14 protein-coding genes and 1 pseudogene are annotated in these 21,534 nt (G+C 53.8%); 11 read left to right on the top strand and 4 right to left on the bottom strand.

The window, feature by feature from the left end:
• Nucleotides 1-482: 482 nt before the first annotated feature.
• Nucleotides 483-1,358 carry an ATP phosphoribosyltransferase gene (locus JRG72_08855; protein ID MBW2135322.1) on the bottom strand — a complete coding sequence of 292 codons (876 nt, stop codon included), beginning with the start codon at nucleotides 1,356-1,358 and terminating at the stop codon, nucleotides 483-485.
• A complete protein-coding gene (gene hisI / locus JRG72_08860) occupies nucleotides 1,355-1,726 on the bottom strand; it encodes a phosphoribosyl-AMP cyclohydrolase (GenBank protein ID MBW2135323.1) in 372 nt (123 codons plus the stop codon). The genes JRG72_08855 and hisI overlap by 4 nt, the downstream gene beginning before the upstream one ends.
• Before the next feature lie 112 nt (nucleotides 1,727-1,838).
• Here hisI and JRG72_08865 point away from each other — a divergent pair, with 112 nt between their 5' ends.
• Entirely contained in the window at nucleotides 1,839-2,201 is a 363-nt protein-coding gene (locus JRG72_08865; GenBank protein ID MBW2135324.1) for a hypothetical protein, read from the top strand.
• Nucleotides 2,202-2,664: 463 nt separating this feature from the next.
• Here JRG72_08865 and JRG72_08870 read toward each other — a convergent pair whose 3' ends face one another.
• Nucleotides 2,665-4,659 (bottom strand): hydantoinase/oxoprolinase family protein, encoded by a 1,995-nt coding sequence (locus tag JRG72_08870; protein MBW2135325.1) that lies wholly within the window; start codon nucleotides 4,657-4,659, stop codon nucleotides 2,665-2,667.
• A 15-nt stretch (nucleotides 4,660-4,674) separates the two neighbouring features.
• Nucleotides 4,675-7,278 carry a UPF0182 family protein gene (locus JRG72_08875; protein MBW2135326.1) on the bottom strand — a complete coding sequence of 868 codons (2,604 nt, stop codon included), beginning with the start codon at nucleotides 7,276-7,278 and terminating at the stop codon, nucleotides 4,675-4,677.
• A 606-nt stretch (nucleotides 7,279-7,884) separates the two neighbouring features.
• Between JRG72_08875 and JRG72_08880 the strand changes: the two genes are divergently transcribed.
• From JRG72_08880 to JRG72_08925, 10 genes and pseudogenes are all read left to right on the top strand, one after another.
• Nucleotides 7,885-8,319: a DUF192 domain-containing protein gene (locus JRG72_08880; GenBank protein ID MBW2135327.1), complete on the top strand. Its 435-nt coding sequence runs from the start codon at nucleotides 7,885-7,887 to the stop codon at nucleotides 8,317-8,319.
• 62 nt (nucleotides 8,320-8,381) lie between these two features.
• Nucleotides 8,382-9,476: a hypothetical protein gene (locus JRG72_08885; GenBank protein MBW2135328.1), complete on the top strand. Its 1,095-nt coding sequence runs from the start codon at nucleotides 8,382-8,384 to the stop codon at nucleotides 9,474-9,476.
• A 310-nt stretch (nucleotides 9,477-9,786) separates the two neighbouring features.
• A pseudogene (gene otsB / locus JRG72_08890) lies at nucleotides 9,787-13,775 on the top strand (trehalose-phosphatase).
• Nucleotides 13,776-14,324: 549 nt separating this feature from the next.
• Nucleotides 14,325-14,978, top strand: coding sequence for a hypothetical protein (locus tag JRG72_08895; protein MBW2135329.1), 654 nt, complete (start codon nucleotides 14,325-14,327; stop codon nucleotides 14,976-14,978).
• A 256-nt stretch (nucleotides 14,979-15,234) separates the two neighbouring features.
• Nucleotides 15,235-16,167, top strand: a complete 933-nt coding sequence (locus JRG72_08900) for a tetrapyrrole methylase (GenBank protein MBW2135330.1) — start codon at nucleotides 15,235-15,237, stop codon at nucleotides 16,165-16,167.
• Between the two features lie 228 nt (nucleotides 16,168-16,395).
• Entirely contained in the window at nucleotides 16,396-17,853 is a 1,458-nt protein-coding gene (locus JRG72_08905; protein MBW2135331.1) for a TonB-dependent receptor, read from the top strand.
• A gap of 42 nt (nucleotides 17,854-17,895) precedes the next feature.
• Complete coding sequence (locus JRG72_08910; protein ID MBW2135332.1) at nucleotides 17,896-18,501, top strand: TonB-dependent receptor; 606 nt, start codon at nucleotides 17,896-17,898, stop codon at nucleotides 18,499-18,501.
• 35 nt (nucleotides 18,502-18,536) lie between these two features.
• Nucleotides 18,537-19,490, top strand: coding sequence for a tetrapyrrole methylase (locus tag JRG72_08915; GenBank protein ID MBW2135333.1), 954 nt, complete (start codon nucleotides 18,537-18,539; stop codon nucleotides 19,488-19,490).
• A gap of 54 nt (nucleotides 19,491-19,544) precedes the next feature.
• Complete coding sequence (locus JRG72_08920; protein MBW2135334.1) at nucleotides 19,545-20,309, top strand: DUF4198 domain-containing protein; 765 nt, start codon at nucleotides 19,545-19,547, stop codon at nucleotides 20,307-20,309.
• Between the two features lie 3 nt (nucleotides 20,310-20,312).
• A partial coding sequence (locus JRG72_08925; protein ID MBW2135335.1) for an amino acid permease occupies nucleotides 20,313-21,534 on the top strand: 1,222 nt, incomplete at its 3' end.

The raw sequence follows: 21,534 nt of genomic DNA on the forward strand, positions 1-21,534 counted from the left end.
TTGCCTGGCGCAAAACACCCCCAATCGAGAGATTGCTTTTTGTGCCAGGTGGGATTATCCCAAAGGAGGAGATGTCGCAGGCGTTCAGGCGGAGGGGCTTACACTAGTAAGGGACACGGAATTAAGCATCTTGGGAGGCCTGGACGCGGCCGTTCGCTTAAGCCCTCGGGGTCCTGTTGATGAAGGCGTTTAATCGAAGGGGCTTTGGTCCGACGGCTGATACTGAACAAGCCGCTAGCGGATTGTGACCGCTGCCTAAAAATAAGGCCCGGATCGCCATGCGGCGAAGATGGCGGCGTTTGGTCGCCGCGGCTTGAGCCGCGCCCTCTGGACAACTAAAATTTTTGGGGATCGCGATAATTTATAATTAATATAATCACCGAAATTATTCTAACAACAGCTTCTCTGTTAAGGGTGGATACCACCGAACCAGGTGGTTATTCAGTGGGGCGCAAGCATTTGAATAATCAAAGGGAAAAGCATCAGATGACTTTGTGTAGAGGATATTCGATGATTCCGGTGCAGCCATGCTTGATTAATTGTGGAATGAGACTGCGGACCTCGGCCTGATGCACTACCACTTCGACTGAAAACCAGTCCGTTTCATATAGCGAGGCGATGGTCGGGGCCTGGAGGCAGGGGAGCATGGCCACCACCTGAGACAGATTTTGTTCCGGGACATTCATTTTCAGGCCCACCATCTTTTCGGCGTGCAGGGCCCCCTTCAGCAGCAGGGCGATATGTTCGATCTTCTCCCGTTTCCAGGCATCCTGTTCCCAAATCACGGGATTGGCAATCAGTTGCGGGTTGGATTGAAAGAGTTCGTGGATGATTTTGAGGCCATGGGCTCGAATGGTACTGCCGGTTTCGGTAACCTCAACGACCGCGTCTACCAGTCCGGCCGCCACCTTGGCCTCGGTGGCCCCCCAGGAAAACTCGACTTTGATCGGAATCTGGCGCTCGGCAAAGTAGCGCCGGGTGAAATTGACCAGTTCGGTGGCAATCTTTTTCCCGGCCAGGTCTTCCAGCGTCTGATAGGGGGCATCCGCCGGGACTGCCAGCACCCAGCGGGCCGGTTTCTGGCTGGTCTTGGAATAGATCAGATCGCTTACCACCACCACATGGGAGTCATTTTCCATGATCCAGTCCCGCCCGGTGAGGCCGCAATCCAGGGTGCCGTTTTCCACGTAGCGGGACATCTCCTGGGCCCGGCACATCGAACAACTGATCTCGGGATCATCGACATCCGGAAAATAGCTCCGCCCATTGATGGTGATCTTCCAACCGGATTTATTAAAAAGTTCCAGGGTAGCCTTTTCCAGACTACCCTTGGGAATGCCTAACTTTAGGTTATTCATTTATAAACCTCCTTGGGGTCAAAGACTTTGGTTCCCACCGGGCGCAAGCTCTGGCCTTCAACCAGGTTATGAAAACAGCTGCGATATCCCAAATGGCAAGCCGCCCCTCCCACCTGCTCCACCTTCAGGAGTAGCGAATCGTGATCACAGTCCAGATAGATTTCCTTGACCAACTGAATGTGGCCCGAGGTTTCCCCTTTGATCCAAATTTTCTGTCGGGTCCGGCTGTAATAATGGGCCCGGCGGGTGGTCCGGGTAAGCTCCCAGGCTTCGGCATTCATAAAACCTAACATCAAGACCTCGCCGGTCTGATAATCTTGCACAATGGCCGGAACAAGACCATTAAGTTTGCTAAAATCCAACATCATATTTTACCTTTCGCGGGAAACTGGCTGCTTGTTCTCGAAAAAATACTCCTTTTGGCTTGAATTCGCAACCCGCCATGATAATTTTTACCTTAAAAAATGAGTTGAGGATTATATGAGCAAAGTTATTCAGTTCAGCGAAATGGCTCGCCAGCAGCAACTCCACCTTTTGGAGCATAAACGGCGGGAATTTCAGGAGCGAGAAGATTATCTGGGCCGGATGCGCAAGCTTCTATTTCAGGTCGAAGCCCAGATGCGTCAGGCCGAACTCGAACAATATGAGCTTTATCGGCAACTCCTGGAAAATTTTCAGATCGAAGTAAATTTTCCCAATCTCGGGGACCGGGTAGGTCTGCAGCGCCTTTTTGCCGAACATCCGGCCCTGTTGACCCTGAGTCAATTCCTGGAAAAACGGCTGGATGCCGAGGAGTGTTATAACCGGCTCAAGGAGCTCCAGCACCACCCCAAACCATCCTGACCCTTCCCTGCCCTCTGGGGATAAACCGGCGGTTTGAGTGGATAAGGGGGGCGCCCTCTAAAATCGCTGGTTAAATAATCAGCAGATACATTCAACAGAGTTACTGCGAAAAAATAATACCAAAAAACTGACCGGACGGGGGAGGCATCCGGTCAGTGGGGTGAAAGGAGAAAATAGGATTTGAACTTTGATTAAGGGGGGGATGTGGTTACCTTATCAAGTTCAATTATTAATTATGCATTTTATGTGCCAGTTGCGCTTGTTTTATATTTATTAATGTTTACAGTATATTACAATATGCTCTACTTAAACCCCCTGAATTATCGGTAAAAAATTTTTAACAGCAAACCCCTAAATATTTGAGATTCGATTTATCTATTTGATTATTAAACAATTATCTGGTTTAAAAAATTTATCTATTTCCTGGCCTGGACCAATTTTTTAGCAGGCTGTCAAACCGAAATTAACGTTTCAGATGGATGTTCCCCCAAGCATCGACCTTACCGGAAAACTGCGGCAGCACAAGCAAGGTGGCAAAGTCCTCCAAAATCAAAGCCGGGCCCCGGAAGTCAAAGCCCGACCAAAGTCGTGGCCGGTAATAGACCGGCACCCAGGCCCAGCCTTCGGGAAGCCAGATTTCGGTTTGGCTGGGCAAAGGTAAGGCTGGAGACTCGATTCTTGATTGTCGTAGCGGCCAAGAGGCCAAGCTGGTTTCGGCCTGACAGCGCAGTCTCAGGGTGGTGATCTCCAGGGGCCGCTCGGAAAAAAAGTAACCAAAGGCCTGTTGATGACGCTGGTGGAAGGCTTCTCTAAAATCCGCACCCCAGGGCACCTCCAAGGTATAACTCTGGCCCTGATAGCGGACCTCAAGGTGAAACTCCGTCTCTATCTGGTCGGGCACAAAGCCATCTTGGGCCAGTTCGGCCAATCCCTTTTGCCGTAATTTTTGAAATTCCCTGGTGATTAACTCGTCTTGCAACTGCTCTCCGGCCCACAGAATGGTTTTGGAAAAATCCCGACTGGGCCGGGCCAGCGCCATGCCCAGGGCGGAAAGCACTCCGGCATGGGCCGGGACGATAATCCGGCGGACATCCAGTTCCTGGGCCAGTTCGCAGACATGCAAGCCCCCAGCGCCGCCGAAACAACACAGGGCAAAATCCTGGGGATCATAGCCCCGCTCCAGGCTGACAGTGCGTAAGGCTTTGGCCATGTGGCTGTTGGCGACCCGAATGATTCCCTGAGCCAGTTCAACTGCGGCGACCCCCAGGTCTGCCGCCAACCGGTCCATGGCCTGGCGGGTAGCGACTACCTGCAGCGGCAGGCGACCGCCCAGGAAGAAATCAGGCAACAGCCGCCCCAGCCACAGGTTGGCATCGGTAACGGTGATCTGCTCTCCCCGACCGTAACAGACCGGCCCAGGGTCGGCTCCAGCGCTGTAGGGGCCAACCCTTAGGGCACCTCCCTGATCCGGATAGGCGATCGACCCGCCCCCGGCTCCCACGGTGTGGATATCGATCACCGGGATACCGATCGGATAGCCATCCAGTTGATACTCTTGGGTAAAAGGAATGGCCCCGGCAACCAAGGCTACATCCGTAGAGGTGCCCCCCATATCAAAGGTCAACAGATTAGGCTCCTTAAGGGTCTGTCCCAGATGCCAGGCGGCATTAACCCCGCCGGCAGGCCCTGACAGGATGGTATGGACGGCCTGACATGCGGCCCGACGGGCTGGTATAAACCCGCCGTTTGATTGCTGGATGAACAGGGTCACCCCAGGCAACCGGTCCTGTAAGTCGTGAATATATCGATTTAACAGGGGGCCTAAATAGGCATTGATGACAGTGGTGGCAGTGCGTTCAAATTCCCGGAATTCCGGCAATATCTGGCTGGAAAGCGACAGTGGCAGATCAAGGTCGGCCAATTCCGCGGCCAGGCGCTCCTCGTGTACCGGGTTGGCATAAGCATGGAGCAGGCAGATGGCCACAGCCTCCGGGGTCAGGAGGCGAATCCGGGCCTTAAGCCGCTGGACTTCGGCGTCACCCAAAGGCCGCCGGATGCTGCCGTCTGCCTGCAACCGCTCTGCCACTCCCAGGCACCGGTGCCGGGGCAGCAGGGGCAGGGGTTTGGTTCCGGCCAAGTTGAATAGTTCCGGCCGGGTCTGGCGGCCGATAAACAGGACATCTTCGAATCCCTGGGTGGTCAGCAGCACTACCCGGGCCCCTTTACGCTCCAGGAAGGCATTGGTTCCCACGGTGGTGCCATGCACCATCTCCAGCGGCGGAAACTTGTTTCCCAGAAGACGCTTGAGTCCGCCCAGAATAGCCCGGGCCGGATTATCAGGAGTGGAAGGCACCTTGTGAACCTGCCAGCCCTGCGCGGTCAGGAGGACAAAATCGGTAAAGGTGCCCCCGGTGTCGATCCCCACACGCAACATCTCACCCGTGGTCCGTCCGGCCATGTTATGGTCCAAAAGTCATTCTGTAGACCAGGCCGGTTGCAAGCGCCGTTTTAATCTTTCAGTTTCGACTCTGAAGCGCTCATCCAGCTTCTCAAAGCCTTCCTGCAAAGTAGGCTCCATCACCGTGATTTCCCCTTTGCTGACAATAAGTCTTTTCAACTGGGGAATCTTCAAACGGGCGGCGGCCTTGAGGTACACCGGCTGGATATAATAGATTGCCCCGCGGAGAGGTAAAACAATCATCCTCCCCCGCTCTACCTTCGAGCCGATCATACTCCAGAGGCTGAATTGCTCGGAGATTAGCGTATCCTGGTCGATAAAGGCGTCGACCTGGGAAGGCCCATAGACCAGGGTGCCTTTGGGGAAGCTATAGATCAGCATTCGGCCATAATTGGGGCCGTCGCAGCCGACCACACACAGGGCCCGGAGGTTGTCTCGAGCCATGGGGTTCATCGGACAGAGTAAGATGAATTCGGATTTATCTTTGTCGATTAAATTGAGCGTCAGATAATACGGCCTCATCCTTATGGTCTGATCACCCTGTTGAATTTTGGGAAATTCCCAAATATCCTCCTGCTTGTAAAACACCTCCGGGTCGGTCTGATGGTATCTGGCATAAATTTCCATCTGGATGTCAAACATATCTTTGGGGTAGCGTAAATGAGATTTCAGCTCGGCCGGCAACTGGTTCAGGTTCTTTAACAGACCTGGGTAGATGCGACTATAGGCCTGGATGATCGGGTCCCGGGGGTCGGCCAGGTAATAATTGACCGTCCCGTCATAGGCGTCCACCACAATCTTCACCGCGTTACGGATATAATTTAGCTTTACGTTGTAAGGATAGGCATAGGGGTAGCGATCCGAGAAGGTGTAAGCATCCTGAATCCAATAGATTCTCTTGGAGGTGACGACTATATAGGGGTCTTCATCCAGAATAAAGAAGGGGGTGATAGCCTTTATGCGTTCGACAATTTGGCGCCGGAACAGTATCCGGCTTTTGGGGTTAGTTTTGGTGGTAAACAGGATATCTCTTTCCTTAAAATAGATGGAGAAAATCAGCTTGCGCCAGAATGAGGAGATAGATACTCCGCCACGCCCCTGATAATCGATTAATTGATGGCCGGTAGCGGTGGGATAGCCAATTTCCCGGCTATCATTGGGAGCAATCGCCGGGCCATATTTTTCTGCACCATAATAGATGCTTGGTTGTTCAATGTCGAACCCAAACTCAGAAGTGGGCGGGATATCCTTAATAAACCAAGTCATGGGCTCTTCCCCGGCCTGAGCCGCCGGGGTCATCACGACCCCAATGCCATGAGTATATTTTAAGCGTTTATTAAACCAATTCTGCACCCCCGGGGGTAGTCCTTTGAGGTTCAATTCCCGCGGGGACAGGAAAACCTGCTGATAACTCCCTTTGACGTTGTAACGGTCTACATCAATCGTAGTGAAATCATAGTAGGTCCGGAGTTCTTGGAGTTGACTATAAACATCGTTTAACACCTCGCGGTCCCAGACCGGAATATTGACCAGGCTCTGTCGGACCTCGGGGGACCGTCGATCCCAGGGAACTTCTTCCAGCTGATAGTCCCGGGTTTCTATCGTCTCCAGGTCATAGGCGGCTAAAGTCGCCTGGATATTTTTTGCCATAAAAGGTGTTTCCCGGCTGATTTCATTGGGCCGGACAATATATTGCTGAACCTGATCAGGCAGGAAAGAAGAATAACGGGCCACCAGAGCTAAAGCTAAGATCACTCCAGTGGCGATCAGCAGCTTGAGGCCCCTGCGGGTTTGAATGTAGTAGACCAGGGCCAGCCCGGTTACCAGCAAAAGCGCGATGCATACCCAGATTAGCGGTAAAATCACGTACATTTCGACATATCCCGGGCCGTAAAAGATGGACTCATGGGCACTGGAATAAAGCAGTTGATAGCGCTGCAGGATAAAATTCCAAATCGCCAATAGAAACAACAACAGCACCAGGACACTAAGATGGGTTTTGGCGCCCCCGGCTAGGCGTTGATCCTGGGTGGCCAGGTAACGTCTATCCAGCCAATAAAGCAATAATAAACTCAATGAGAGTAAACCGAAGATAATCAACAACTCATCAGCTACCAATAGGTAAACCGGCAAGGTGAAAAGATAATAGCTGATGTCTTTGCCAAACACCGGGTCCTGAACCCCGGCGACCGGGCCGAAGAAAAACAGCAGGGTGGATTCCCAGTGCCGAAACAGCGGCAGCGCCAGGATAATGGCCAGAAGAAGAGAAAAAGGAGTATAAACCTTGAGAGAACCGGCGCGGAAATATTTGGCCAGCTCTTTGTAACTAAGGACTTCCCTGGGGCTGGTTTTTAGCTCGGAGGGAGTGGTTGCCCCCAGGAATCTTGAGGCCACCCAGAAGTTGAGGAAAAAAACCATGAAAAACAGGAGGGTAAATAAACCGAAAATCAAATATCGATAAATAAATCGTAGCCAGAAATATTGGCCATACCCCAGGGCCTGGAACCACCATAAGTCCACAATAAAATCTATAAAGATCAGGGTCAGGACCACATATAAGAGGCCCAAAGCCATTAGGCCAGAGATTAACAACAATAACCATCTTTTCCAGCGCGGCATAATTCTACTCCGTTGGTGCAGCGATCACTAATCTGATCATCGACTGGGACGCGCCGTCCCATCTTGTCTGGTGGCGACTGACGGAGGCAAACAGCGATAAACCATCTTGACCTGTATTTTTTATCCTGGACTTAAGCCGCTGTCCATTAATAATTGCAGACCTGAAGTTCTTTTATGGTCTAGTGGGGTGCTTTTAAAGATAATAGAGTTACTTGGAGCACTTAAAAGCTTTATTCATATGGAGGGCCGGGGGACCGCCAGTCCCTTCTTCCAAGAGCATTTTTCTCCGGCCCCGACCGATTACTTTATGAACTTATGTATAAATTATAACCTTTAGGCTGGCAAACTCAAACCCTTTACAATGATTTCAAGGCCAGCAGAATAAATGACCGGCCAAATACGGTGCGAAACGACTAACCACCGGGGTGGCCCCAACCAAGCCGCCTTTAAAAATACCAGCCACCCCTTGTCAAAAATGACTGAAAAAATAATAATAACAGCCACAACCTGGATCGCCCTTTCTAATTGTCCGGGTACTTACAGATTTATTCGCACCTTACAGACATTGCCCCTATTCGGCACAATGATTGGGGGGAAGGACTGATTATGAAAATTAGCAGTGGCCTGAGTTTATTATTGGTATTGTTTTTATATACTGCTTGCCTGGCTGAGCTCGCCGCCCCAGAAAATCCCACCAAGGAAATTTTCATTAATGGGGTGAGGATCAAAGCCGAAGTGGTGCATACACCAGAGAAAATCTATCAGGGGCTCAGCGGCCGAAAAGCCTTGCCAGAAGGCCACGGCATGCTGTTCGTCATGCCCGCCTTGGAGTGTCAGCATTTTTGTATGCGGGGGATGTTATTTCCTATCGATATTATCTGGATTGCTAATACCCGGATCATCGGCCTGGCCCAGCATCTTTCCCCTCAAGATAATGGCACATTCTCCTCGCCCGCCCCGGCCAATTACGTCTTGGAGGTCTCGGCGGGATTTTGTGATAAACACCGGATCGAAATCAACGATACGATATTTTTTAAGTGATACAATTCTTCCCCTTAGGGCCAGAACCCACCGCTCATAACATGTTGCCAGGAATTAACACCTTGTTCTCCCCCCGCCGTTATCGTCTCCTTAATACCATTAACTCCCCCATCCAAGCTAGCACAGTGATTTTTTTGGTGATCTGGCTGGGAATCGGAGCTGAACCGGTATGGGGGTCCTCCGGCCTAATGGCGGCCCTGCCCAGCGGGATGCAGATCTATCGCCGCCTGCTCAAACCCTTACTCCGGCTCATCCTGGCCATCGGCTTCGGTCTTTTGCTCGGCAATCTCATCGAAGGCAGCGGACTTACCGGCCGTCTGGGGCGGCTGGCCATGCCCCTGTTGCGCTGGGGCCATCTGCGGGAGCAATCCGCGGTGGCCTTCACCACCGCGTTTTTCTCCTCCGTTGCCGCCAATACCATGCTAATGAATTCCTATCAGGAGCAGCAGATCAGCCGCCAGGAGCTGGTGCTGTCTTCGCTGGTGCTCACCCTTCCTACCTTTTTCCTCCATCTGCCCACCACTTTTTTCATTATTACCCCTTTAGTCGGGTGGATCGGGGTTTATTATCTGGGGGTGCTGCTGGCCGCGGCGCTCCTTCGAACCGTGGCCTTTTTAGGTTACAGTCGCATGAAACTGCCTCCGCCGCCAGTCTGTCCGCAATGTGCCGGTTTCCCTCGTCCCGATTGGCGGACGGTCTGGCGCCAGAGTTGGCCAAAATTCACCAGCCGCTTCCGGCAGGTGCTATTGATTACGGTTCCGGTATTTCTGGTAATTTTCTTGGCCCAGGAAGGTGGATTTTTTGAGTGGCTGAAAGTGAGGCTGGCACAAAGCTTACTAACCTCCTCGATCCAGGTGGAGTCCTTGAGTATTATCGTCCTGTCCCTGGCCGCAGAAACCACCGCCGGGTTTGCCGCGGCCGGAGCCTTTTGGGAGACCCAGGCCCTGAGCCCGCCCGCCATTCTCCTGACCCTGCTGGTTGGGACCATCCTCTCCAGCCCGGTCCGGGCTGTGCGGCACCAACTCCCCTACTATCTGGGGATTTTTACCCCCGCCCTGGGGTTTAAGATCATGGTCCTGTCCCAACTCTGCCGGGCTCTTAGCCTGATGCCCTTTTTGTTGCTCTTATATCTTTGGGATCTGCCTATAATATGGTAAGGTTTAATACCTTTGGTCTGATCTTATTGCTTCGGAGCCTTTAAAAGGTTAATTTGCATGGGGGGCTGGAGGAACATAAGGCTGTGACCCTCCTACCATAACCGTTTTTTGACCCCGATGGATTAATTTTAGGAGCTGAGCAATATGTCAACTCTTTTTCAAGCTCTTTTCCGATTATTGAATACGTTTATTTAGTTGCACAATCGTCCCAAATCCGCCTCGGGGGCAAAGGTTCGAATTCTCTCGTCTCGACAAGATTGATGTAAATTTCTTTAGAAATAAAATCATGGCGCCAAATGATTCGCCATTCATGACCAGAAAAAATTTTATCTTGGCCATCTCCAAGCAGGCTTACCAAGCGGTGATCTTTGATCTCGACGGGGTGGTTACCAAGACCGCCAAGGTTCACGTCCAAGCCTGGAAGAAGCTATTTGATGAGTATTTCGAACAACTGGCCTGTCGGACCGGCCAGAAGTTTGAGCCCTTCGATTCTGACCATGATTACCGCTCTTACGTGGACGGCAAGCCCCGCTACGAGGGCGTAAAGAGTTTTTTAGCCTCCCGGAATCTCGAGCTGCCTTATGGTTCTCCCGATGATCATCCTGACCAGGAGACCGTATGCGGGCTGGGGAACCGGAAAAATGAGTTCTTTCACGACCAGCTCCAGAAGCACGGAGTAGAGGTTTATGATTCTACGGTGAGTCTGATTCACCACTTGCGGGCCGGCAATTTCCAGACCGCCATCGTCTCCTCCAGCCAGAACTGCGCCGCCATCCTAAAAAAAGCCGGACTCACCGATCTGTTCGATGCCCGGGTGGATGGCACCGACTCAGCTCAGATGGGGCTTAAGGGCAAACCCGACCCGGACATCTTCCTGGAGGCAGCCCGCCGCTTAGGAGTCGCTCCCCCGCAGGCCGTCGTTATCGAAGATTCTCTCGCCGGCGTGCAGGCGGGGCGCCGGGGCGGGTTTGGGCTGGTCATCGGTGTCGACCGCACCGGTCATGCCGCGGCCCTCAAGGAAAATGGAGCCGATTTAGTGGTAAGCGACCTGGCGGAAATTGCGGTCAGGACTTCCTCGGAAGGGAGGGTGAACGGTTGTCCCTCGGCCTTGCACCACCTGGGGGAGATTTGGCCGCGGCTTAAGAGCAAACGTCTGGCCGTTTTTCTGGACTATGACGGGACCCTCACCCCCATCGTCGATCGTCCGAAACTGGCGGTGCTCTCCCCCCGGGTCCGGCAAACCCTGAAGAAACTGGCAAAGCATTGCACCGTCGCCATAATCAGCGGTCGGGATCTTAAGGACGTGCAGAATCTGGTTGGCCTGAACTCCATCTTTTATGCTGGCAGCCATGGTTTTGATATTGCCGGGCCTGAAGGGCGGCACCTGGAACACCATGCGGGGACAGAGTTTCTTCCGGTGCTGGACCAGGCTGAGCAATGGCTTCGGGAAAGTTTGGAAAAAATTCACGGTGTCCTGGTGGAACGGAAAAAGTTTTCCATTGCCGTGCATTATCGGCTGGTAGACCCGGGACGGCGGCAAGAGGTGGAAGCAGCCGTGGACCGGGTGCTGGCGGATTTTCCCGAGTTGCGTAAAGGCCAAGGGAAGAAAATATTTGAATTGCAGCCCAAAATTGATTGGGACAAGGGGAAAGCCTTGCTGTGGCTGCTGGAGGCCCTGGAAATGGATGGTGCCGACGTCCTGCCGCTTTACATTGGCGATGATGTAACTGATGAAGATGCCTTCCAAGTCCTGCAAGACCGGGGCCTTGGCATCGTGGTCCAGGAGGAGGCCCAACCGACTGCGGCCCAATACCGTTTGCGCCATCCGGAGGAGGTGGAAATTTTTCTCAATGCACTCCTTGAGATATACGAAGGAGAACATCAATGAATCAGTGGACGCTGGTCTACGAGGGATTTGACCCCCAACAAGAGGGATTGCGGGAAGCCATGTGCACCCTGGGGAACGGTTATTTTGCCACACGGGGGGCCGGACCGGAAGCCGCGGCCGATAACATCCACTATCCCGGCACCTATCTGAGCGGGGGTTACAATCGCCTGAAAACCGAAATCGCCGGCAAAAGCATTGAGAATGAAGACCTGGTCAACATGCCGAACTGGCTGCCGCTGAATTTTCGCATTGGCAGCCGAAACTGGTTTAACCTGATGGCCGTTGATCTTATTTCCTATCGCCAGGAGCTTGATCTGAAAGAGGGGATCCTGCGACGCCGCTTTCGGTTCCGTGACAGCCAGGGGCGGCAGACCCAAGTGACCTGCCGGCGTCTGGTCCATATGCAAAATCCCCACTATGGTGCCCAGGAACTAACCCTGACCGCCGAGAATTGGTCCGGTCCAGTGGAGTTTTGCACTGCCCTGGACGGCCGGGTGATCAACGCCGGAGTGGAACGCTACAAGCAACTTAACAACAACCACCTGGAACCGCTGGCAACCAGAATGATCGATGCCGAAGCCATTTATCTTGAAGTACAGACCAACCAATCCAAACTGCGGGTCTCCCAGGCCGCCCGGACCAGAGTTTACCAGGATGGCCAACTCCTGGAAATAGAGCGCAAATTGATCGAGAAACCGCGGTACATCGCCCAGCACTTTAACCTCGACCTTAAGGAAGGCCGCGAAGTATTAATTGAAAAAGCGATGGCGATGTATACCTCGCGCGACCGCGGCATCTCCGAGTGTGGACTGGCAGCCCAAGAGGCCCTCCAGCGGTGTGTAAGTTTTGCAGCTCTCCATGAAAGTCACACTCTGGCCTGGGAACAGTTGTGGCGCCGTTTCGAAATCGAATTCCAATCCAATGATGTCAGTGAGACCGATGATGAATACATCACCATGGTTCTCCACCTCTATATATTCCACCTGCTGCAGACTACCTCGATGCACACCATGGACCTGGACGTGGGAGTGCCTTCCCGGGGCTGGCACGGGGAGGCCTACCGCGGGCACATCTTCTGGGACGAGTTGTTCGTTTTTCCTTTTTTGAACCTGCGGCTCCATGAGATTACCCGGGCTTTGCTACAGTATCGGTTCCGACGCCTCAACGAAGCCAGATTTAATGCCCGGCAGTATGGATACCGGGGGGCCTTATACCCCTGGCAAAGTGGCAGCAGCGGGCGGGAGGAGAGCCAGAAAATTCACCTCAACCCGAGGTCCAGACGTTGGATTCCGGATAATACCTATCTGCAATTCCACGTAAATTCCGCGATCGCGTACAACGTTTACCACTATTTCCAGGTAACCAGGGATTTGGAATTTTTGGCCTTTTTCGGAGCGGAGATGATGCTGGAGATCGCCCGCTTCTGGGGCAGCATTGCCACCTATAATCCTTCCCTGGAGCGCTATGAAATTCTGGGGGTCATGGGCCCGGATGAATACCACGACAGATATCCCGACCGGGAAGAACCGGGGCTGGACAACAATGCCTATACTAACCTGATGGCGGTCTGGGTATTGAGCCGTACTTTAGAACTGTTCGACCTACTGCCGGAAGATCGCAGTCTGGAACTCTGCAAAAGCCTTGAGCTGCAAAAAGCCGAGATGGAGCGCTGGCGGGACATCAGCCACAAAATGTTTGTGCCGTTCCATGATGACGGCATCATCAGCCAGTTTCAAGGCTACGAGCAGTTGGCCGAATTTGATTGGGACGGCTATCGGAAAAAATATGGTGACATCCAGCGCCTGGACCGCATCCTGGAGGCGGAAGGAGACACCCCCAACCGCTATAAGGTGTCCAAACAGGCGGATGTCTTGATGTTGTTTTATCTCTTCTCCTCCGAACAATTACGGGAGCTGTTTGAGCAATTGGGCTACCCCTTTGCATATGAGACCATCCCCAAAAACATTGATTATTACTTAAAAAGGACTTCCCACGGTTCCACTCTGAGCCGAGTTGCCCACTCCTGGGTGTTGGTACGGTCGGACCGGGCTGGCTCTTGGCAGCTTTTCAACCAGGCCCTGGCCAGCGACATTGCGGATATTCAGGGCGGAACCACCCCCGAGGGCATTCATCTGGGCGCCATGGCCGGAGTGGTGGATTTAATGCAACGGGCCTACACCGGGGTAGAAACCCGGGGCAACGTTTTGTTGTTCAATCCGTTTCTGCCTAAAGAACTGGGCAAGCTGCACCTGCGCATCCGATATCGCTGCCATTCTCTGGAGATAACCCTGACGCCGGATAAATTGCGCATTGAGGCTTTGGAGTTTCCGGCCGGGCCGATTCGAATCGGGGTCAGAGGAAATGTCTTTGAACTCAAAAGAGGCGAAACCATAGAGGTATCATTAGCCTGACAGCAAAAATTAGCCAGGCTCCATAAAGGCGGCTTTAGCGGCCAGCACGCCGAAGACACCGTGCGCCACTAGCGGCCTAGGCAGGGAAGAATGGCCCCACAGTGCCGCGGTCATCTTGGACCTCATGCTTACCCAACTCCGGGGAACCAACTCCCCCAGGAGGGTGGTAAACCCCCAGAATTGATCCCCATGGGACTACAGCCTATCTGGGTAATATCTTAATTAAAAAAATGCTGTTCTGATTCTCCCGGCCGGACCGCCGCCCCTGGCCGCCCTGATCCTCCAAGGAGAGACCGCCTATGACCAGGGCAACTTGCCGGAGGCGTAGGACAAGGCCGAAACCGTCCTGTCCCAAACTCCTGATAATGGTCGAGCCCTGACCTTAATGGGGTGGGTCATACCAAGTTGCGATCAAAGAGCCAAAATGCCCCCTCACCCTCGCCCTCTACCCCGCTGGCGGGGGAGAGGGGATAAAGCTGTATCTCAGCTGAACGCGGCTAGTCGTCAGATGCCGCACGCGGCTCTGCCCCGGGCCTGGAGGAGGAATTTATGGGCGGCCTCTTTGCGGTTCTGGACCAGATAAATCTGGGCCAACAAGGCCCTGGAGGTCTGGGACTACGCCAAGACCCTGGATCCCAAGGATTCCACTCCCCACCTTTTAAAGGCATCGCCTTGGCCGTTTTGAACCGGCCCGGGGAGGCCATCCAGGAGATCAATAAGTCCATTGAGCTGAACGACAATGTCGCGATCTTCCGGGGCCGCCAATCCCTGGACCAGGATTTAGCGGTGCGCAATGCCGGTCTGGCCCGGGCCTGCCAGCAGTTAGCGGTCACGGCCGTCAAGTATGAGCCGGTTAACGGTGCGGCCCACCTGTTCTTGCGGGATATCACTACTGCCAGCCGGGCCGGTGCTGCCGCCCCCCTCTTTACTTCTGGCCTGCTCCTGGGCTTTGCTAACACAGAGTCAGCTCTCTTGCGCGTGCTGTCACCGGCCAATCAGGCTACCTACCGCAGCCTCCAGTTTCTTGGCACTGAGGCTCTGGGCCTGACTCGGGATTACGCCCCCATGTTTGAGATGCCCTTCGCCCGGGTCGGCGTTAGCGGAGGGCTTGGGGCCACGGAAGGCAGTAAATTGCGCCAGGATCACCAGGCCGTGGCGTACGGCGGCGGTGACGGCTCCGGGTTGATGGCAAGGAGAGCTTAGCAAGAAACCACACCAGAGGGGTACTGTCAAATCAAGTCTGATTCAGGGCATTTAAAAAAGTCTTGACAAAGGTTAGAAAGCCGGGCTAAAAATACGACAATTGAGGGGATTGAACCCCTTTAACACTACCCCGAAGTCTAAAGCCGTCAGAATTAAGCCACGAAGGCGTTTCCACCTGGAGGTGGAGTCTCGTGGTTTTTTTTTGCCCGGCTTTTAGGAAAAATTTACGAGTTCTTAATGATGAAAGGTTGGCGGGATGGTAGGGATTAAACTGGCGAAGCCGATATGGATAACGGCCTTACTCATGGTAGGGGGGATGCTTGCAGTCCTTCCGGCGGTTGCTGGTTCGGGAACCTTATACTTAGTGAGCACCGGGCCGGGCGACCCCCAACACCTCACGGTCAAGGCCCTGGAGACCATTAAAAATGCCGACTTGGTGTTATGCAGCCATCAATCGGCCAAGAATTTGCGAGAAATCCTAAAGGGAAAAAAGGTGGAGGATCCCTGGAAGGAACTCTGGTTTTATCAAGGGGTGCCATGGATGAAAGATCTTGCCACCTTCAAACCAGAAGCGCGGGCCAAGATCGTGGCGGAAAAAAAGCGCCAACGAGATGAATATGTCAAGCGGCTGCAAATCCTCCTGGACCAGGGGAAAAAAGTGGCGCTTTTGGAAGGCGGCGACCCTACCGTCTATAGCCGAAGCTTCTGGATTTTGGATGAATTAGACGAGGGCCGGGTGGAAATTATCCCCGGGGTGGGAGCCATGACCGCGGCCATGGCCGCTCTGAAGAAAAGCAGCACCGGTGGCGGGGCCCGATTTGTGGCCCAGACTGCGCCTTTTGCCTTTTTCGGGAAAAGTGACCGGGACGACCTGGCCCGCGACCTCTCCCGTTATCCGGGCACTCTGGTGTTCTATATGGGAATAGCAGAAATCGAGAACTTGGTGAATACTCTGAAGAAGTACAATTCTGCCGACTTGCCGCTGGCCGTGGTCTTTTACGCGGGCTACGCTGAGAAAGAAAAGGTCATCAAAGGCAACCTGGGCAATATTCTGGGAAAAGTCGCTCCTGAAAAGGAGGACTGGTTGGGAATGATTATTGTCGGGCACTGTCTGGAAGGTCCAGCTTTCAATTTATCGGGAAAGGCTAAGAAGCCCGCCATCCGTAAAGGCCCAAGTCAAATGAAATGAAGATTTTCTTAAAACCTGAAAGGAGAAAAGGAATGAGGGCAAAACTTTGACTGTCAGAAAAGAGGGCAGGCCGCTCCCGCCAAGGTTACCGACCTGCCCTCGAGGGTGTCGGTAAACGTCACACCCCTTATTATTTGTACCATAATGCGAAGGATTATGGCAATGGGGGTTGTGACGCACACGGGAACTTTTTTAGCTTGATGGACAAGGGAAAGGAGTGTGCGATTCATGGCTCGCAGAGGATTTATAGCGGGTTTGTGCCTGATTTTTCTGGTTTTTGCCCAGGCGGTAGGGGCCGCAGCAACGCCAGAAACTCAGGGAACCCAAGAACGGGCGACGGAAGCCTTCAAATTGGAGGAGATCACGGTCATTGCTCCCCAACCGGGAGTGGAAATTACTACAGATAAAACCATCATTCGCATGGACCAGTTCAAAAAGCCGGGTTATGTCCGCACCCTGGAGGATGTGCTGCAGGAAATCGGCGGCATTGACGTGCTGCGCCATAATGCCCTGATGGCCAGCCCTGGGGACGAGATCGCCATCCGGGGACTGAGCGAAGGGCGACTGGTAGTGGAGATCGACGGCCGGCGTATCAATCACACCGGCCACTTTGGCAGATACGTGGTTGACTGGTCCACCCTCAGCCTTGACGACATCGACCGGGTGGAAATCATCCGGGGAGCCCATTCCGTGCTGCACCCCTTTGCCATCGGCGGGGTCATCAACATTATCACTAAAAAGGGGCAGCAGACCGATCAAGTGAAACCTGACGTCAGTATTTCGTCCGGCTATTCTTCCTTCAACACGTATTTCAACCAGGGCTCCATTGATGGTGGTCTCTTCAATCGGGTGGGCTATCATTTTTCCCTCAGCCGCCAATCCACGGATGGCTTTTTGCGCAACAACTTCCAGTGGAACAACAACTTTGCTGGTGGCTTGCAGTTCTTTCTGCCGTACGAGGCCAAGCTGTGGTTGGGATTCCGGTACAGTAAAGTGAACTACGGCTTCCCAGTGATCAATGACCCCTCCCGACCGGATTTTGACCCCGATTATCCCCCCTTCATACCGATAGGGGCGGATGCGCTGCGCCACCTGCCCGCTACGGTCCAACTGCCCGGCCCGCCCATCCCGCAATGGAATAAAAACACCTACTACCTGGACGGCATTCTGACCGTGCCGCTGGGGCCGGGCACCAGCAAGGTGCACGCCTACACCACCGACGGCCGCCGGGATATCCATTTTTACAGATTCATGGGGGGCAAAAACGTCTTTGTGCATGCCGATACCCGGGACGTCACCAAGGGCATCCTGGCGGAGTACCGGGATGTCAAGCTGGTGGAACGGGATTATCTCAAAAATTATCTGACGGTCGGGTTTGATTATCAATTGCTGGGAATGCCTCCCCAGAACCCGATTATTTACCTGGTTAAATCCGCCTATCTGCAAGATGTGGCCAAGTTGTGGAACCGTCTGACCTTTACCGCGGGAGTGCGCTATTATAATATTCAGATGGATACCTATTATGCCTGGTTTGAACAAGGCAAGCCGGCGCCTGCCTGGCCGACCGCCGGCAAGCAGCAACGGGAATCAAACTGGTTCCCCAGCTTCAAGCTGGATGTCCAGGTCACCCCGGATACGGCGCTTTACGCCGCGGTGAGCCGGGCCCTGCGCCTGCCCTGTCCTTGAGACTACTACTGGTGGGCGCGGTGCGCGTCCAAAGATAATCCGGTGTTGCGACCGGAAACGGCGTGGGAATATGAAACCGGCATCATCCAGAGCTTTAAACCTCTCACCCTGAGGGGCACCTTCTACTTTTATGACATCTCGGATTTTATGAACGACAGCGGCATTATGGCGCCAGGCACTGGCCTGGGCAGCGACTGCCTATATAACATCCCTAGCGTCAAATTATACGGGGTGGAATTGGAGGCGGCGCTGGATTTCAGCAAACGCTTCCGGGGCATGGTCTCCTACAGCTATCAGGCATTCGACGCCACTGATTCCCCCTTCCAAAAGGGCTGGAGCTATTATCTACCACTATTGTATCCGAAACACAAAATCAAGGCGATGGGGCGGGCGCGACTCTGGGAAGACGGCTGGCTGCAGGCCAACCTGCGCTTTGTCAGCGACCGCAGCGTCCAGAAACAAGAATATGGCCGGCTGAAAGCCTACGCCACCCTGGATTTAGGCTTCGAGCAGAAGTTTCGCTTCTGGCAGCAGGAACTGACCCTGAACGCCTTTGCGAACAACCTGACGGGCAAACGCTATCAGGAAATCCATGGTTACTATATGCCTCGGCAGACATACGGGTTCACCATCGGCACCAAATTTTAACCGGTTGTTTGATAACTCTAAAAAGAGGATAAATCATGTCACTACAGTTGCGTATAAGTGTTAGGTTATTGCTTGGAGTGTTGATGCTAGTGGCCGGAGTGCACTCCGCCCACCCCGGTTCCCTCACTCCCGGCACCTTTTATGTGGTGGGCACCGGACCCGCCGGACCGGAATACGCCACCCTCAGGACCCTGGAAGTCATCAAAGAAGCGGATTTTATCCTGTGCAACGATAAAATGAAGCAACGTTTTCAGGCATATCTAAAAGGTAAACCGATTCTGGCTGACCCCTGGAAGGGTATGTGGGATTATCACGGCAAGCCCTGGGAAGAACTCTCGAAAATGAAACGGGAAAAAAAACTGGCCTTTCAAAAAGAGCGGATCAGGATCCGCGATGAGATAGTCCGCCATATTAAGGAGAAACTGGCCCAGGGAAAGACCGTGGTCTTGTTGGACAGCGGCGACCCCTGTCTCTTCGGTCCGTCCCACTGGTTTATTGAAGGTTTTGATCCGCAACAGGTGGAAATCATTCCGGGAGTAGGGGCCTTCAGCGCGGCCATGGCGGCCTTGAAAAAATCCAGCATCCCGGCCTATGATACGCACTTTGTGATGCAGACCTCGCCTTTTTTTATCACGGGCAAAAAGGACAAAGGCGCGGCAGTGATCAAAGATCTAGCCAAATATCCCATCACCATGGTGTTTTACATGGGTTTAAAGGAACTCCCCAATCTCATTCCCCTGATAAAGAAGTATCATCCCGGCGATCTGCCCGTGGCCGTGGTGTATAATGCCGGTTACCCTGATAAGGAGAAAGTGGTCAAAGGGACGCTCGACACTATCGTGGACAAAGTAGCCGGTGAAAAGGAAAAATGGAACGGCCTGATTATTGTGGGCCGGTGTCTGGAAGGTCAACCTTACCGCGGTCGGGTGGAAAACCTGGTTGGTTATCAGGACCTTCAAAAGATTAACAAGCCGGTCACGAAGCCGTAAATTCGAATTGATGCTTGGTGACCGGGTTACTTTGACAAAACTTTAAGGAGAGTAATGATGAAGAGAATCGTGCTGACCTTTATCATGGCCCTGATCTTGATCTTTCCGATGAGCTCCCACGCTCATATGTTCTGGCTGCTAACCGATAATGATACCCCCATGGTGAACGAGCCCGTCCAGGTGGAGATCGGCTTCGGTCACAAATTCCCCAAGGATGAAGAGATCAAGGCGGAGCGCTTGGGTGCAATCAAGGCTGTGGCCCCGGATGGCCAGGAGTTGGCCCTGAAAAAAATCTCCACCACCCGGTATGAATTGGTGCCGCCGGCAGCCGGTGTCTATGTGATTTCGGCCCAGATGGTCCCGGGGTTCGTCACCCGTACTCCTCAGGGGATGAAGATGCAAACCAAGAAGGGGGTTCCAGATGCCAACTACTGCTTTCGGTTTGACATGGCCGCCAAGACTCTCATCACTGTGGGCGGTAAGAAACAGGGGGCTGACCACCGGGCCCAGAGCACCCTGGAAATTATGCCGCTCAAAGACCCCATGGCCCTGAAAATCGGGGATACGTTGCCGGTAAGGGTGATATTTCAGGGAAGGCCCCTGATCGGCGCGGAACTAGAATTCACTCACGAGGGGTGGGCTGACCCCCAGAAACCTTTCGCTACTCTGGGCAAGACCAACGACCAGGGTGAAATCCAGGTTAAAGTAGACCAAGCGGGGTGGTGGTTCCTGACCGCCTCTCACAAAACCCCCTATGCGCAACCGGAGGAGTGTGATGATAATTTTTACCGCGCCAGCCTTACCTGGCAGGTCCGATAAGCAATGAACGACGTTGCCCCCGCCGGTGCCCGGCAACTCTCGGAGCCAAAAAGCCCGCGCCACCAACTCGGTCTATTCTCCGCCGTCATCCTGGTGGTCGCTAATATGGTGGGCACCGGCATCTTCACCACCTCAGGCTTCATTATTCAGGAATTACAGAACCCCTGGGCCATGCTGTTCTGCTGGGCTTTAGGGGGGCTATTCGCCCTGACCGGCGCCCTCTGCTATGGCGAACTGGGAGCCCGGTTTCCCCGCGCCGGGGGGGAATATGTCTTTCTGCGGGAGAGTTTCGGCGAACCCTTGGCATTTTTGTCCGGCTGGGTATCACTGTTGGTGGGCTTCTCGGCTCCGATTGCGGCGGCGGCCATGGCCTTTGCGGTTTATTTCCTGGGGAGCGCCGGCCTTGGCCTGAACTCCGGTTTTACGTGGACCGTTCAGGGGCTGACGGTGCTGACCCTCTCCCCCGTCACCCTGTTGGCCTCGGGGGTAATCCTGGCCTTTTCCTTTATCCACCGCCACAGCCTGTTCTTGGGCAGCCACATCCAGAACCTGCTTACCCTGTTTAAAGTTGTCCTCATCCTGGCCTTGGTCTTTTTGGGACTAGCCTGGGGTGCGGGGTCGGCGTCCCACTTTGGTGCCCTGCCGCCACTTAGGGTCTTTTTTTCCGGTCAGTTTGCTACTTCGCTGATTTTTATCACCTTTGCCTACAGCGGCTGGAATGCCGCGGCCTACATGGGAAGCGAAATTTCCCGCCCCACCCGGAACATTCCCCTGGCTCTGGCCCTGGGCACCCTCTTGGTCACCATTCTTTACCTGCTACTCAATATGACGTTTGTTTACGGGCTCTCCGCCCAGGAGATGAGCGGGGTTCTGGAGGTAGGGGAAAAGGCCGCCCTGGCCCTTTTCGGGCCCGAGGTAAGCCGGGGCTTCGCCGGAGCCATTGCCTTGAGTCTGCTCTCCCTGATCAGCGCCATGATGATGACCGGCCCCCGAATCTATCAGGCCATGGCGGGTGATGGTTTGTTCTTTACCGCCTTCGGCAGATTAAGGGGCGGCTCCGGCCCCCCGGGCAACGCCATCCTGCTGCAGGCCGGACTGGCGCTGGTCATGGTGTTCACCGCCTCTTTCGAGAACCTGTTGATCTTTATCGGCTTTACCCTATCGTTGTTTTCTCTGATCACTGTGGTGGGGCTCATGGTATTGCGTCACCGGCAACCAGCCCCGG

The organism is Deltaproteobacteria bacterium, assembly GCA_019309545.1.
In the GTDB taxonomy this organism is placed as follows: domain Bacteria; phylum Desulfobacterota; class Desulfobaccia; order Desulfobaccales; family Desulfobaccaceae; genus Desulfobacca_B.